General features: G+C 59.0%; 10 protein-coding genes. 4 read left to right on the forward strand and 6 right to left on the reverse strand.

Features of this window, described 5'->3' with window-relative positions; all coding sequences use genetic code 11:
• Positions 1 to 49: 49 nt before the first annotated feature.
• On the forward strand, positions 50 to 2647 hold the full coding sequence (locus ABEB25_RS20335; protein ID WP_345738278.1) for a protein kinase domain-containing protein: 2598 nt from the start codon (positions 50 to 52) through the stop codon (positions 2645 to 2647).
• A gap of 17 nt (positions 2648 to 2664) precedes the next feature.
• On the opposite strand, the gene ABEB25_RS20340 is transcribed toward ABEB25_RS20335, so the two are convergent.
• The 4 genes from ABEB25_RS20340 to ABEB25_RS20355 form a co-directional block, all read right to left on the reverse strand.
• Positions 2665 to 3213, reverse strand: coding sequence for a hypothetical protein (locus tag ABEB25_RS20340; protein ID WP_345738279.1), 549 nt, complete (start codon positions 3211 to 3213; stop codon positions 2665 to 2667).
• On the reverse strand, positions 3210 to 3650 hold the full coding sequence (locus ABEB25_RS20345; RefSeq protein WP_345738280.1) for an ExbD/TolR family protein: 441 nt from the start codon (positions 3648 to 3650) through the stop codon (positions 3210 to 3212). Before ABEB25_RS20345 ends, ABEB25_RS20340 begins: the two co-directional genes overlap by 4 nt.
• Positions 3651 to 3726: 76 nt before the next feature.
• Positions 3727 to 4374, reverse strand: coding sequence for a MotA/TolQ/ExbB proton channel family protein (locus ABEB25_RS20350; RefSeq protein WP_345738281.1), 648 nt, complete (start codon positions 4372 to 4374; stop codon positions 3727 to 3729).
• Between the two features lie 78 nt (positions 4375 to 4452).
• A complete protein-coding gene (locus ABEB25_RS20355) occupies positions 4453 to 5316 on the reverse strand; it encodes an energy transducer TonB (RefSeq protein WP_345738282.1) in 864 nt (287 codons plus the stop codon).
• A gap of 102 nt (positions 5317 to 5418) precedes the next feature.
• Here ABEB25_RS20355 and ABEB25_RS20360 point away from each other — a divergent pair, with 102 nt between their 5' ends.
• Positions 5419 to 6474: a hypothetical protein gene (locus ABEB25_RS20360; protein WP_345738283.1), complete on the forward strand. Its 1056-nt coding sequence runs from the start codon at positions 5419 to 5421 to the stop codon at positions 6472 to 6474.
• A gap of 122 nt (positions 6475 to 6596) precedes the next feature.
• Positions 6597 to 8618 carry a monovalent cation:proton antiporter family protein gene (locus ABEB25_RS20365; RefSeq protein ID WP_345738284.1) on the forward strand — a complete coding sequence of 674 codons (2022 nt, stop codon included), beginning with the start codon at positions 6597 to 6599 and terminating at the stop codon, positions 8616 to 8618.
• A 13-nt stretch (positions 8619 to 8631) separates the two neighbouring features.
• On the opposite strand, the gene ABEB25_RS20370 is transcribed toward ABEB25_RS20365, so the two are convergent.
• Both ABEB25_RS20370 and ABEB25_RS20375 read right to left on the reverse strand, forming a co-directional pair.
• Complete coding sequence (locus ABEB25_RS20370; protein WP_345738285.1) at positions 8632 to 9879, reverse strand: phospholipase D-like domain-containing protein; 1248 nt, start codon at positions 9877 to 9879, stop codon at positions 8632 to 8634.
• 50 nt (positions 9880 to 9929) lie between these two features.
• Entirely contained in the window at positions 9930 to 11732 is a 1803-nt protein-coding gene (locus tag ABEB25_RS20375; RefSeq protein WP_345738286.1) for a PEP-CTERM sorting domain-containing protein, read from the reverse strand.
• Between the two features lie 368 nt (positions 11733 to 12100).
• Between ABEB25_RS20375 and ABEB25_RS20380 the strand changes: the two genes are divergently transcribed.
• The gene (locus tag ABEB25_RS20380) at positions 12101 to 14380 is read left to right on the forward strand and encodes a TonB-dependent receptor (protein WP_345738287.1); all 2280 of its coding nucleotides are present in this window, start codon (positions 12101 to 12103) and stop codon (positions 14378 to 14380) included.
• The last annotated feature ends 32 nt before the right edge of the window (positions 14381 to 14412 follow it).

Consider the following 14412-nt stretch of genomic DNA (forward strand, 5'->3'; position numbering starts at 1 on the left):
TCCGGGTTGGATGTTCCATTCCTTCGCGGCAGTCAGTTTGTTCCCGATCATGAACGACCGTTATCAAATCATTTCCACGCTCGCCTCAGGCGGCACCGGCAGCATCTTGCAGGCCTGGGACAAATCCCAAAATCGGGACGTGGCCATCAAACGACTGCACACGAATACGGCAAACAAGGACTCCCTCCTCCGCGAGGCCCGCGCCCTGTATGCCCTACGTCATCCCGGCATTGTGACCGTCCTCGAATATGGCAGTGATGACGAAGGTGCCTATCTGGTGATAGAGTTGATCAAAGGCGAGACGCTCGATCATCGGTTGATCCATGGCCCCCTGCACATCCCCAGCTTTAAAGCCCTGGTGACACAAACCCTAGAGGCCATCAGCGCTGCACATGACGCGGGCCTGATTCACCGTGACCTCAAGCCAGAGAACATCATGCTCCCCTGGAACCGGGACGGTCATTTTGAGATCAGGCTCATCGACTTTGGTCTCTCCCAGATGCTGCCTCCAGAAGGTGCCTCACAGGACTCCATGCAGGGGTCCGTCCACTACATGGCTCCCGAGCAATTTGGCAGTGGGCGTGTGGACGTGCGTACCGATCTCTATGCTTTGGGCTGCATTTATTACCAGGCCCTCTCAGGTCAGCTCCCCTTCCCTGGCGAAGAAAAAATCCAGGTCATCACCGCCCACCTCTATCCGCCCAAAGCACCTCTGGCAGAATTGCGCCCTGACCTCAGCGACGAACTCTGCGCCTGGGTTGAGCAACTCATTTGCGTACAGCCAGCGGGCCGCCCGGCCAGCGCAGCCCAAGCGCTCGCTAGCTTTCGCAAGATTGCCGGTAACCTCCAAATCCACACGGCCAGCGCCATTGAGCCGGAAGTCTCCGCCGTCATGATCCTTGAGGAAGAAGAGATGCCTGCTGCGCTGAGCGTAGCAGAAGAAGAGGAGGAAGAAGCCGCACTACTGGCCGCCCCGGAAGAAAGTCCGGAGATCATGGCACCCGATGCCGAGGAAGAAGCCCCCGTCTCCCAGGCTGGCCCAGAAGTGACTCAGCAGATCTCCGCTGTGGATTTCGCCGAGGAAGAGCCGCCCGCCCTGCGGCTCCCTCCTCAGCCCGCACCGGCGCACATGGCCATCGACGCCCCCACCACCAAACGCCCGCCCATCCCCGGTCACGGCAAATCTCGGCCCCGCAGGAAACTGGGCCTACACGTCATCATCGCCGCCTTTGTCGGCATCATCGCCCTTCAGTTTGCCATCATCAGCTATTTCAAATTTGCGGGTCGTGAAGAACGCGAGCAACGATTTGCCCAACTCGCAGCCAGCGAACATCCTCAGGGCTCTGATCTGGATACCAAGCTGCTTCTCGACAACGTGGAGGCCAACGCCACCCGTGATCAGGCCGCGCAGACGCTGACCCGCCTGACAGGCGGCAGCTACATTGACGAGCTCATTCTTGATCGGCTGGGAAATATGGGCGGTCACTCCGCCACCGCGCGCATGGTGGAGGTCGTTGGCCGTCGCCGAAGCGCCGGGGCTTTTCCCATTGTCCTGCCCCTGGCAGAAGACAGCCGCCGCGAGGTACGTCAGGCCGCCTGGGGCGCCCTCGGCCGGATCACCTCCGCCACAGAGCTGCCGAAACTCCTGGAACTGGCGCTGCGCAGCCAGGGTAGCGATGAAGAAATGATCGAAAAAAATCTGGTCGCCGCAGTAGAAGGAGCGGATGACCGCGCCCTGGCCACCACCCAGCTCCTCAAGGCCTATCGGGGCAGCTCCAAAGGAAAGTCACGGGTCATGCTGTTCAATGTGCTGACCCGCGTCGGAGGCGAGGGCGTGGTGGAACTGGTCAATGAGGCCATTGCGGATCCTGCCCAGGACGTCCGTCTCGCAGCCATCACCGTGCTGTCAAAATATCCCACCCATGAGCCCCTGCAGGCCATCACTTCCCGCTTTCCTCAGGAAACCGACCTCACCTGCCGGGTCTTCCTGCTGCTAGCTGCTCGGGAACTGGTGAGCAAACCGGGCCCCAGCTCCCAGCAAAGCCTCTTCCTGCATGCCCAAAGCCTGTATTCCAATGCCAATGGCAGTGACGAAAAAAGCTATGTGCTCAATGTTTTTAGCCGCCTCATCGCACCAGGCACAGCCAGTTTTTTCGAAACCTTCCAGGATGAGACCGACCGTGAGCTGACCCGTGAAGCCCGCGAGCTGGGCCAGACATTCCGCGCCCGCCTCAGCCGCGTGGTGCCCGTCGCCCCCGGCGATGCCGCGACATCTCTGCCTGCAGAAAAGGCCGACTACCGGCCTGATGGCACCCTGGCTCTCGACCAGAATGCTCTGATCAATTGGAACCAAAGCGATGACTGGGCGTCCTGGCTCGTGGAACTACCCACCAATGGGACCTACGAAATCGCCATCTATCAGGCGCACGACAGCGATCAGCTGGGCAGCTATGAAGTCCTCCTGGCCGGGCAGACGCTGCTCACCACCGCGGTGAACACCGGCAGCAAAACCGACTACAAGGGCTTTGTGGTCGGAACCGTCAAAGTGGACCAGCCAGGCATCTACCGCCTGCAAGTGCGCCCCAAGACCATGCCTGCCGAAGGAGAGCTCTTTCGCCTTCAGCGCCTGGCTATCAAAGCCCTCTGACGCTCAAAGAGAAAAGGCTAGGAGCGCTCTTTGGCCAGCTTGTTATACTTGTCCACCAGCTCATTGAACTCCTGGGTCCTGGCATTCAGCTTGCCGATGAGCTCATCCCGTTCACTGACGAGTTGCCTCAGGCTGGCATTGGCTTTTTCGATGGCCTCATTCTGCGCGCTCACTTCCGTGTTGCGGTCCTTGATGGCATCGCTGCCCTTGCCAGCGAGCTGCTTGTAGGCCGCGAGTTCGCTTTTCACCAGCGTCGCTTCGTTCATCCAGAGGGCGATGCTGTAGCCCCGTGCCGATTGGTCTTCGGTCATCAGCATGATTTTTTCGGTAGCGTCCAGCAGGGCAGCCTCAGTCTCTCCACGGAGATGGCTGATGCGGGCGATTTCCTTTTCAAAACGAAAGGCCTTATCTTCAAACTCAATGCGCAGTTTGTTCTCAGCCACGAGCATGGCGGTCAGTTCCTCGATACGCCGGTTCAGCTTGAACTCGCGCCGCCACTGGTCCACACAGATGCCGCAGAGACCAAAGACGATGAACGCCAGGATGTAATAAAGAAAGGCCTTCATTTCGCAGGAGAAGAAGCGGCCGGGGCCGCTTCCATAGGTTTGACATTGAAGGCCACTTGGCTGAATCCGGCACGGCGCACAGCATCCAGGGCCTTGACCATATCAGCATGGCGGGTATCTGCGTCACCACTGATGTAGACAGGCGTCGCTGGGTCCTTGGCGAAACGCTCTTTCAACCGAGTTTCCAGGTCGGGTAGGGATATTTGGGTGGTGTCCAGGAACACGTCTCCTTTCGGGTTCACGCCTAGATTGATCGTGTCAGGCTTGAGGTCAGACTGAGTGGCGGCGGCCATGGGCAGTTTCACCTTGATGGACTTCTGCTTGGTCATCGTCAGGCTCACCATCATGAAAGAGGCCAGCAGGAAGAACATCACGTCGATCAACGGGATGATCTCCAAGCGCGTCTTTTTATGAGCAATGGGAGAGTGGATTTTCACGAATGGGCGAAAGGGAGTTGGAGGGCAGATGGAGCCGCTCCGAGCGGACAATCCGGTCTGTCATCCTGAGATGGCATCAGGGCTTTTTCATCACCTGATCAAAACCATGCTGGGCTGCCAGGATGAGCACATTGTTGGCGGCCGCCTCAAGCTCGAACTGCAGCTTGGCCAGACGGCTGTGGAAGTAGTTCATCGGCACCAGCGTGGCGATGGCGATGCCCAGACCTGCTGCGGTGGCGATGAGCGCTTCCCCAATGCCGCCGGTGACTTTTTCCACGGCCAGTTCCGAATCTCCGATGGAGGAAAACGAGCCCATGATGCCCGTCACCGTGCCCAGAAGACCTAGCAGCGGCCCAAGGGTCACCACCGTATCCATCGCCCCAAGAAAGCGGCCTGCTGCCTGCAGCTCGTGACCTGCCGCCACTTCCAGGGCCCCCTGCATGGAACTGTGCTGATGTTTCAGTCCGTGGTGCACCATACGCACCACAGGATCACTGGTTTTCGCGGACAGAGCGATGGCCTTGTCAAGATCACCAGCTTCCAGAGTGGCATACACCTGTTCAAGCTGGCGGCTGTTGCGCTGCGCACTGAAACGGATCCACCAAAAGATGCGCTCCACCAACACGCCGACAGCAAAGATGCCCACGACCAGGATAGGATACATGATGGGGCCGCCATCATGAATGAATTCGATAACTGCGTTGGCGAGGGGGAGTTGATGCATTGATTTGAAGGGAAAAAGAAACGTCCCGAGCAATGTCAGGAGACGACCAAAAAGTGTAGCGCGTCCGTCAGCTCACCTTTACCGGAGCTGGAAGCGGACTGGCAGACTGAGAGTGCCCATCCGGCCCGGAAGAAACCAGTTTCGGCAGATGTAGGAAGCGATCTGGCTCTGCTCGGAAGCGGTGAAGCCGCCATTGATGCAATTGCTGGAAACCACGGCGGCGTATTCCACCTTTCCAGCGGGGCTGACTTTCAGGCTGAAGGTGAGCGTGCCGCTGACCTTGCGGGAACGTGCCCCTGAAGGATAGGGCGGAGTGGGCACTTTGCCTTTGCCTGCGCCGGATCCCGTGCGGCCGCTGCCACCACCGCCGCCGCCGCTGCCTTCGGTCCCGCCGGTAGTAGTCACCGTGCTGGCGGCGCGGCTGCTACGGGGTTTTGCCGCCATAGGTTTGGGTTTGGGCTTGGGTGCCGCAGGATCCACAGGCTTCAAGGCCACCTCGATCTTCGGCGCCGCAGGGATGGTAAACACATCTTCAGGCACCAAGGCTTCCGTCAATTCCGGAACCTCCTGCATTTCGAGAGGCACCTCGACAGGCACAGGCACTTCCAGCGTCTCTTCCACCGGAGTTTCGGTCGGGTTTTCTTGCAGCGTTTCCGTATCCGCCAGAAGCTCGGCCATGGAGACGTCCGTGGACTCACTCTCCACAGCGCCCAGACCAGCACGACCAGAGAAAGTGATGGGTTCAAATTCCTGGAACCGCAGCAGGCCCGAGACGCCAATCACCAAAAACAGACCCGAGATCGCCACCAGCCAGGAAAGGCCGCTCAGGCTTTCCTCCTGCCGTCGTATTTGCCAGCCCCCTGCCGGCCGGGCCTGCACCTTCGGTCCAGCCTGGGTGGGCAGACTCATCGAGGCAGATCCGAGGTAGGCCAGATTCGACATGGTGACGGGTGAAATTGAGATACGTTAGCGACAATGGCGATTGATCAAAGGTCGTCAAGCAGCTATTGCGACCCGTTCTCACAATATTTCTTTTTTCTGAGCATGCCCGACACCCGATCATCTCCACACGATTCCGCCCACGCCGAGGCCAGCCAATGGACCTTGCACGGCATCGCCCTGCTGGAGCGAGGAGATCGAGATTCCCTCATGGAAGCGCAGGCCTGTTTTGAGCAGGCCATCGCGCTTCGGCAGGAAATGCCTCTGGAACAAAATCCCCTTTACCGGTGGGGACTGACCGCAGGCTGGATGAATCGAGCCGATGCCCTGACAAAGCTCGGCGGCTCAGCACGTATCAAAGAGGCCCTGCGCAGCTACGACATCGCCATCGCTCACCTGCATCAACTTCCGCTGGAGACCGAACCCCTCTTCCGCTGGCGGCTGAGCCTGGCCTGGATGAATCGGGGCATCACCCTGCAGACCATTGACGATGGGCCTTCGCAGCAACTGGCATTGCGCCATTTTGATACCGCCCTCCAGGTCATGCAAGGTCATGAGGACAATCCCCGGCCTGACTACCAGCAAGTGCAGGCCGCCGCCTGGATGAACCGCGCCAATGCTTTGCTGAGGCAACCTTCGCCCGAGTGGCTCCTCGCAGCCGCCTCGGCCCGCCGTGCCCTGCGCCACTGCTCCATTGCTGAAAAAACCAATGCCACAGCGACTGAGATCGGCATCAAGGCCCGCCATGCCCTGTGCCGTGCCCTCGCCCATTTACTGGAAGCCCCCTGCGTGGATCCAGCCCTGGCGGATGAATGGATTTTGGAAGCCAGCGATGCCGTGGAAGACGTCATTCGCCTAACCAATCATGATTCACGGTTCATGGTGCTGCGGGAAGAGCTCTTCCACTTCGGCTGCCGCATTTACCGCGCCTTTCAACCACACTTCCTCGCGGAGTTTCTCGATGAAGGCCTGGGCTCGGGCCAGGCTTCTGAAGCCATGGCCCATGCAGCCCGCGAATCCGTGGCCCACGCCGCTCTGCAGATTCAGAAGGAGAGCCTTTCAGGTTACACACCAGCCCGTCTGGATCGCCTCATCCTGACTCTGCAATCACTCAGCGAAGCAAGCCTCAAACTCCGGCAGGATGAGGCTGGGAAAGCCTAAAAGGCCGACTAAAGGACATCCAGGGTTGACCCCTCCTCCATCAGTGTGCAGGTAAGAAAGTTCGTCCGGTTGCCTGGTGTGCCGGCGACGAGTGAACCCTTTTCCCCATTGAGCTAAACTCCATGCATCACATCACCTTTCTCCAGGACCTGTCCGTCATCATGATCATCGCGGCGGTGGTCACCATCCTGTTCCGCCAGATGAAGCAGCCCGTAGTTCTGGGCTACATTCTTGCCGGGGTCATCATCGGTCCGCATACACCGCCGTATGCCCTGATTGAAGACAAGCACACCATCGAAACCCTGTCTGAACTGGGGGTTATCTTTCTGATGTTTTCCCTGGGCCTTGAGTTCAACCTGAAGAAGCTCACCAAGGTCGGTGCCACAGCCCTCATCGCCGCCTCGGCGGAGATCGTGCTGATGATCTGGGCGGGATACCACCTGGGGCAGGCCTTTGGCTGGAGCACCATGGACAGCGTGTTCCTCGGGGCCATCCTTTCCATCTCCTCCACCACCATCATCATCAAGGCCCTGGAAGAGATCGGCAAAACCAAGGAGCGCTTTGCCCAGATGATCTTCGGCACCCTCATTGTGGAAGACATCCTCGCCATCCTGATGATCGCGATGCTCTCCGGCTTTGCTTCCACTGGCTCCCTGGGCATGGGGGATATTGCCCTCACCCTTGGCAAGCTCTCGACATTCTTGGGTGTGCTTCTGATTTTGGGCCTCATCCTGGTGCCGCGGCTGCTGAACTGGGTGGCCAAGTTTAAGAGCAACGAGATGCTGCTGGTGACGGTGGTCGGTCTTTGTTTTGGCGTGTCACTCCTGGCCGTCAAGCTGGGCTACAGCGTGGCACTGGGGGCCTTCCTCATTGGTGCCATCATTGCCGAAGCCCGGCACATTGCGCACATTGAGACGCTCATGCATCCGGTGCGTGACCTGTTCAGCGCCGTGTTTTTTGTGTCCATCGGCCTGCTCATTGATCCCAAAGTGCTCATGATTCATTGGGTGGCCATTCTCATCATCACGGTCGTCGTCATCGTGGGCAAGGTGCTCTCCTGCGGCCTGGGCACCTTCGTGGCAGGCAATGACATGAAGACCTCCATGCGGGTGGGCATGGGCCTGTCGCAGATCGGTGAATTTTCCTTCATCATCGCAGCACTGGGTCTGACGCTAAAAGTCACCAGCGATTTCCTCTACCCCATCACGGTGGCCGTTTCAGCCCTCACCACCCTTTCCACCCCCTACCTCATCCGCAGCTCTGACAGTGTGGTCAATGGCATGACTCGCGCCATGCCCAGCGGGGTCATGAACGTTCTGGATGCCTACACCACTTGGGTGGGCAAGCTGGGCAGCGGCAATGGGAAAAAATCTCCCTCCATGTTTCTGCGCAAATGGGGCTGGCAGATCCTGCTCAATGTCATTCTCATCGCCGGCGTCTTCATCACGGCCGCCTTCATGAAAGAGCATGTGGAGAAAGCCTGGCCCGATGCTCCTGGCGGCTACAATGGGATCAAGGGCATGCTTTGGCTGGGAGCCATGATCCTGAGCCTGCCCATGCTCATCGCCATCGTCCGCAAGTGGCAGGCCTTTGGCATGCTCGTCAGCGAAATGAGCGTCACCAGTGATGCTGCCAGGGAAAACACCGTGCCGTTGCGGAGCATTATCTCCAACATCGTTTTTATCGCCGGCTGTGCGGGCCTCTTCCTCATCATTCTCCTGCTCAGTTCAGCCATCCTGCCCTCGCGAAATCTCCTCATTGTTCTCGCCTTGGTGCTGGTGGTTTTGACCTTCCTCCTCTGGCGGACTTTCGTGCGGGTGCATACCAAGGCCCAGTTTGCTCTTTATGAAACGCTGAATGAGGCGCCGCTCCCGCATCATGCACCGGAGTCCCACCCCCTGCCCTCCCTGCTCCGCCATGCCGAACTGCTGTCACTGACGATCTCCCCCACCTCGGCTGCAGCGGGCAAGGTCATCTCCGAACTGCAACTCCGCACCCTCACCGGTGCGAGCATTGTCGGCATCGAGCGCAATGGCGAAAACCTCATCAACCCGGGCATCTCTGAAGAAGTCCGCATCGGTGATTCCGTGCTCCTCATCGGCAGCACGGAACAGATCGAAAAAGCCAAGACCCTGATGGAGTAGCCGCAGGGAAACCTCACATCTGATACTCGAAGAGGCGGCAGAAAGCCCCCTGCAGGCGGCGGCTCAGGGGCAGGTTGAGGTCCTTGCGCTCCAGCCTTTTGCTGCGGCGCAGGTCGCGCCCGACCATCTCCCTCTGGCGCGCGCTGAAGCCGTCATCCAACACGTTCAGATTGTTCTCATCATTGATGAAAAAAGACCGTTGATCCAGGTTCGTGGAGCCAGCAATGCTCAGGTGGCCATCCACAATGACCAGCTTGCCATGCGTCATCGTGGGCTGGAACTCATGCAGTTCCGCCCCGGCTGCCAGCAGCGTGCGCAGGTAGCGGGTATTGACCGAACGTGAAGCCGGGAAGTCGATGTGCTTGCCTGGGATGACAATCTGCACCTGCACACCACGTTTGCGCGCATCCAGCAGGGCCTCCATCAGCGGTGCATTCGGGATGAAATAGGCATGGGCGATGACGATGGATTTCTGCGCAGCCCGAAAAGCCAGCAGGTAGGTGCTGCCCAGGGTGTCCCCCAGCTTCTCAGGGGAACCCAGCGCCATCTGCGCCTTCAGCTTCCCGGCGGCAGCCAGCGGCGGATAATAGTCGGGGCCGGCCAGCCGTTTCCTGGTCATCTCTTCCCAGTTGTCATTGAAGTTGTCCTGAAGCTGCGCCACCACAGGCCCGCGCAGCTCATACTGCGTGTCGCGCCAGCGATGCACATTTTCCGCATGGCTGTCCCAGCAATAGGCCCAGCCCGCGCCGCCCATGTAGCCCACCTTGCCATCCGCCACCAAAACCCGGCGGTGCGTGCGGTGGATGAACCGCCAGGGCAGCAGCACATTCATGGGACGGTAAAGATGCAGCTCGACCCCGGCCTCCCTCATGGCCTGTAGATTCGCCTCGCCGTACTTGGAGCAGCCAAAGGCATCCAGAATAACATGAACGCGCACCCCATCACGGGCGCGGTCGACAAACATCTGGGTAAACTTGCGCGTCGGTTCGCTGTCCACACAGACGTAGGACTCAAACGTGATGGTCTTGCGCGCCTCCCGCATCGCCTTCAGCATGGCCGGGTAGTAGTTTCCACCATTTTCCAGTGTCTGGATGGCGTTTCCTTCCGTCCAGGGAGTTTGGGCCACCTGCGCCAGCTCAGTGGCAAAAGCCGCAGACCGCACGGGAGGCGGATTTTTCGACACACGCTGAAAACCCACGGCCACACAGGAACTGAGTGCGGGCAGGCAAAGAAGAAAGAGGAGGAACTGTCTGCAAACCATCGGCTCCACTTATGCACGGAGAATGCCTGCCGACGAGTGAAATGCCGGAATCAGATGCCCCCACGACGGCGACGCAGCACCAGGCAGGACAGTCCCAGTCCACAGAGGAAAAGACGACCGGGCTCCGGGACGAGGCTCGTCATCCCCAGCACCAGGCTGTCCTCCCGCTGGAAGACATAGAAGCCAGGAACATCCGACACCACCTCAAAGAGATGGGTCACATCGGCATAGATGCCCTGCTGGGCGGTCAGAAAGGTCCAGTCATACAGCTCTGGATTTTCAATCGCCGAACCACCACTGAGGTAAAGGGTGATCTTTTCTCCCTCATCCACCAGGGCATCCAGCCAGCCTGAGAGATTGAGCCGAGGTGCAAACTCCCCACCGGCAGGATTGACCTTGAGGGACAAAGCACCGCCACCCTCCAGGGACAGGGTGCCCATGAGGGCCATGGACAGGGTGGGGGCGATTTCCAGCGTGCCGTTTTCCTTAACCGTGATCTGGCCAGTGCCCAGTGCCTGCGAATGCCGCGCCACCAGCCGGGCGGGGGTCTCCGCCAGGCCACCCACCGTGATGGCTCCAGAAAGGGAATTGGCACCGATCAATGTTGTGCTTCCTGACAGCACATTGAGATTAAGCGTACTCGTCAGCGCCACATGCTCACCATTGGACAGACCGCTCTTGGTCAGGTGATAGCCACCGGAAAAGTCGCTGTGGTACAAGTTCAGCGCTGTGCCGAAGAATCCCCCGCCGCTGATGGCCCCGGCAAACACAATGCCAGGGGCCAGTGGAGCGGCATCCAGCAGCGGATTGCCACCGATGTTCATCACCCCTGTGCTGCCGACCGTGATCGTCCCAGTCCCCCCATTCACATTCACTCGCCCCTGGCTGGCTACATTCAGGGTCCCAGTGCCCCCGGTTGTCCCAATGCTCACTGCGGTGCTTTGCCATTGGCCACTCGTTTTCACGGTCACCGTTCCCGTGCCATATTTCGTCAGGGGCGGCGGGCCCGTGGCCCCTGTCGCATTGCCAGCATTGTAAAAGCCGATCGCGGCGGTGCTGCTGCCAGCTACCACGCCATTGTCCTCCACCGTCATGGATCCCGTGCCTGTGTGGCCCACATACAGGATGCCCACCTCCCACTTGCTGCCAGTGCCGCTCACCTTCACGGCGGCGGTGCCCTGCACGCGGTTCGCATCCTGCCCATACCCAGCGATAAACCCGTTGGGCGACTTCACAAAACCGCCTGACTCCACATTCATGCTGCCGTTCCCCCGATAGCCGAGAATGAAGGTGCTCGTCGTGATGAGTTGGCCCTGTGTGTTCACATTCAAAATGCCCGTGCCCACACCGGCGCTGTTTCCCAGCCCCACATGGATGGTGCCTGAAGATGTCACTTTGCCCTGATTGCTCACCGTCATCGTGGCCGTGCCAGAGCTGCCCAGATGAAGCTGGGTAGTCCCCGTTTTGTTGAGCTCACTGCCCAGGCCATCCACCAGGATGGAACTGCTCGTCCCGGCATTACTGCTAAAGATGATGGCCCCACCCACTCCCAAAATACCGGCTGTGGATTCCTTGGTGACTTCCAGACGGCCATTGTTCATGGTCAATCCCAGAATCGACTGCGTGCTGTCCTTGAGCGAGATCGTACCGCCATTGCTCAAAATGATGGAGGTGGCCGCATCTGGCAGGGCGGTACCAGGCACAGTGCCAGTCCAGCTCCACTTGGCGGTCTCCGTCCATAGTCCGCTGCCAGTGCCATTCCAGGTGGCCGTTTGGGCCGCCGCCTGAAGACTGAGGCCGACATAGACCAAAAGGCCCGCGAGGAATCGGTGAAAAGAAGGTCTGATTTTCATAAGAGGGCGTCGCTCCCCCTCGGCATCAGGCCGTGGACTCTCCGTAACAGCACAGGTCTGTTTTTGGAATGATGCTCCGGGGGGGAGGCATCCATCGAAGCAGTGCACATGCCACGAACCGCCAGGGCCGCCGTGAAAGGCACAGAAGTATCAAGACAAGACCTCCTCAGTTCTCAAACATCCTTCAATGGCGGTTAAACACCGCCATCCAGCTAGCCACGCCCTTTGGATCGAACACTTTTCGACCTATGGAGACGAAATCTCAAAAAGGAGTTTGACGTCATTGATGATGAGACTTATTCGCATATGCCTCTATTGCGACTGATACTCATATCCGTTTCCACCCGCGAGACGTCTATCCCGAATTCATGAAACTCACTCCCTCCCCCATCCGCTTCTTGCCACAGGGCCTTGCCTGGACCTCCACTCTCGGTCTCCTCGGCAGCCTCGCAGCGCAGACGGCGGCTCCCGCCCCAGCTCCGGAAACCAAGCCCAAAGGCGAAGCCTCAGCCGAGCTGCCTGAAGTCGTCGTCACCGCCGAAACCGAAAAACTCTATAAGCCGGAGCGCCTCCAGTCGCCGAAATACACGGAGCCGCTTCGCGATGTTCCCCAGACCATCACCGTGATTCCCAAGGCCGTGATCGAAGACCGGGGCGCATTCAGCCTCCGCGACGTGCTGCGCAACACCCCTGGCATCTCCATGCAGGCCGGTGAAGGCGGCGGCGGTCTCCCAGGAGACAATCTTTCCATTCGTGGCTTCAACGCCCGTGGCGACATGTACCAGGATGGCATGCGCGACACCGGCTCGTATAACCGCGATCCCTTCAACACCGAACAGGTGGAAGTGGCCAAAGGCCCCTCCTCCACAACCAGCGGACGTGGTGCCACAGGGGGGTCCATCAACCTGTCCACCAAAATGGCCAACCAGCAGCGCGGTGGCAGTATCTCCCAATCCTTTGGCACGGACAACCTCTACCGCACCACGGTGGACTACAACCAGCCCATCTCTGACCACATGGCCCTGCGTGTGAACGGATTGTACCACAGCGCCGATACCCCAGGGCGCGACATCGCCAACCAGGAGCGTTATGGCCTTGCCGCCTCCCTGGCCCTGGGTCTGGGCACGGATACCCGCCTGTTCCTGAACTACCAGCACCTGACGGAAAACAACATTCCAGATTATGGTATCCCGTGGGTGCCCTCCAATGGAACCTTCAGCGGCAGCGGCACACGACTGAATAACTACGGTGACCAAGCTCCCCCAGTGGACTTCGACAGTTTCTATGGCCGTGAAAACACCGACTTTGAAGACGTCCAGAGTGACATCCTAACGGCTATCTTAGAACACGATTTCTCAGATGATCTCAAGCTGAGAAACGTCCTGCGATATGGACGAACCTATCGCAACTCGGTCATTACGGCTCCTCGATTTTTTGATACGGTACCTACTGCTCAAATTCCCGATCCAGCCAACCCAGGCCAGACCATTAATGATCCGGCAACAGTCGGCAACCAGTACACCAGCAGCCTCAACCGTCAGTTGCAAGCGCGCGAGCAGACCCAGGAAATCCTGTCCATCCAGACGATCCTGACTGCCAACTTTGAAACAGGCCTGCTCAAGCATGCCTTGGTCACTGGCATGGAGCTAAGCTGGGAACGTCAGGTGAATGCTAACGCGGCGACTCCAAATGCCCAACTTGCACCTCATAGAACGGATATCTTTGATCCAAATCTGAACGACAGTATTTACCGGGGCCGCCCAGTGCTGCCAGGCGGTGCCGAATCGCACCTGGACACGTTCTCCCTGTATGCCTTCGACACTATCGAGATCACCCGCTTTGTGGAACTTAGCGGTGGCATCCGCTATGACCACCTGGAGTATGATTCCCGCGGCCCCAATGGCACGGCCGGATTTGGTGGCTCTGACGACCTCATTTCGTGGAAGGCAGGCATCAACGTCAAGCCAGTTGAAAACGGCAGTATCTATTTTGCCTACGGCACCTCGTTCAACCCTTCCATTGACACGAACACAGGCCTGGGCCTGACCGCCGCCAACGCCCAGCTCAGCCCTGAGGAAAACCGCAACTACGAACTCGGAACCAAGTGGGACCTCCTTGACGAGCGCCTTTCCCTTAGCGCGGCTCTGTTCCGCTCCGAGAAAACCAACGCCCGAACCACAGACGCGATCCTGGGTACCGCGCTGGCGGGTGATCAAGTGGTGCAAGGTGTGGAATTTGGCCTAGCCGGTCAAATCACTGACAAATGGAGTATCTTTGCTGGTTATGCATACATGGAGAGCGAAGTGCGTGACTCCTTCGTGGTGGCCGAACTGGGGCAGTCCCTGGGCAACACTCCCGACCACTCCTTCAACATCTGGACCACCTACAATCTGCCCTTCCGTGTGCAGGTCGGTTTCGGTGCCCAGTATGTGGGGGACCGCCAGAACGGCAATTCGAACACCTCCCGCACGGCTCCAGGCTACTGGACCTGCGACGCCATGCTGAACTACCAGGTCAATGACAAGTTCAACGTCCGTCTGAATGTCTACAACCTGGCTGACGAACGCTACATCGACCGCGTCGGTGGTGGTCACTTCGTCCCAGGCGCAGGCCGCTCGGCCGCGCTCACAGCCAGCTACAAATTCTAAGCCTTCTCCGCCGTGCAACTGGCCGGGGGTGA

The sequence above is a fragment of the Prosthecobacter algae genome, assembly GCF_039542385.1.
In the GTDB taxonomy this organism is placed as follows: Bacteria; Verrucomicrobiota; Verrucomicrobiia; order Verrucomicrobiales; family Verrucomicrobiaceae; genus Prosthecobacter; species Prosthecobacter algae.

What these genes read in the sequence shown, in the direction of transcription:
- ABEB25_RS20340 (WP_345738279.1), bottom strand. Translation starts at nt 3,213, where the DNA reads ATGAAGGCCTTTCTTTATTACATCCTGGCGTTCATCGTCTTTGGTCTC.
- ABEB25_RS20365 (WP_345738284.1), top strand. Translation starts at nt 6,597, where the DNA reads ATGCATCACATCACCTTTCTCCAGGACCTGTCCGTCATCATGATCATC.
- ABEB25_RS20380 (WP_345738287.1), top strand. Translation starts at nt 12,101, where the DNA reads ATGAAACTCACTCCCTCCCCCATCCGCTTCTTGCCACAGGGCCTTGCC.
- ABEB25_RS20355 (WP_345738282.1), bottom strand. Translation starts at nt 5,316, where the DNA reads ATGTCGAATCTGGCCTACCTCGGATCTGCCTCGATGAGTCTGCCCACC.
- ABEB25_RS20350 (WP_345738281.1), bottom strand. Translation starts at nt 4,374, where the DNA reads ATGCATCAACTCCCCCTCGCCAACGCAGTTATCGAATTCATTCATGAT.
- ABEB25_RS20335 (WP_345738278.1), top strand. Translation starts at nt 50, where the DNA reads ATGAACGACCGTTATCAAATCATTTCCACGCTCGCCTCAGGCGGCACC.
- ABEB25_RS20360 (WP_345738283.1), top strand. Translation starts at nt 5,419, where the DNA reads ATGCCCGACACCCGATCATCTCCACACGATTCCGCCCACGCCGAGGCC.
- ABEB25_RS20375 (WP_345738286.1), bottom strand. Translation starts at nt 11,732, where the DNA reads ATGAAAATCAGACCTTCTTTTCACCGATTCCTCGCGGGCCTTTTGGTC.
- ABEB25_RS20370 (WP_345738285.1), bottom strand. Translation starts at nt 9,879, where the DNA reads ATGGTTTGCAGACAGTTCCTCCTCTTTCTTCTTTGCCTGCCCGCACTC.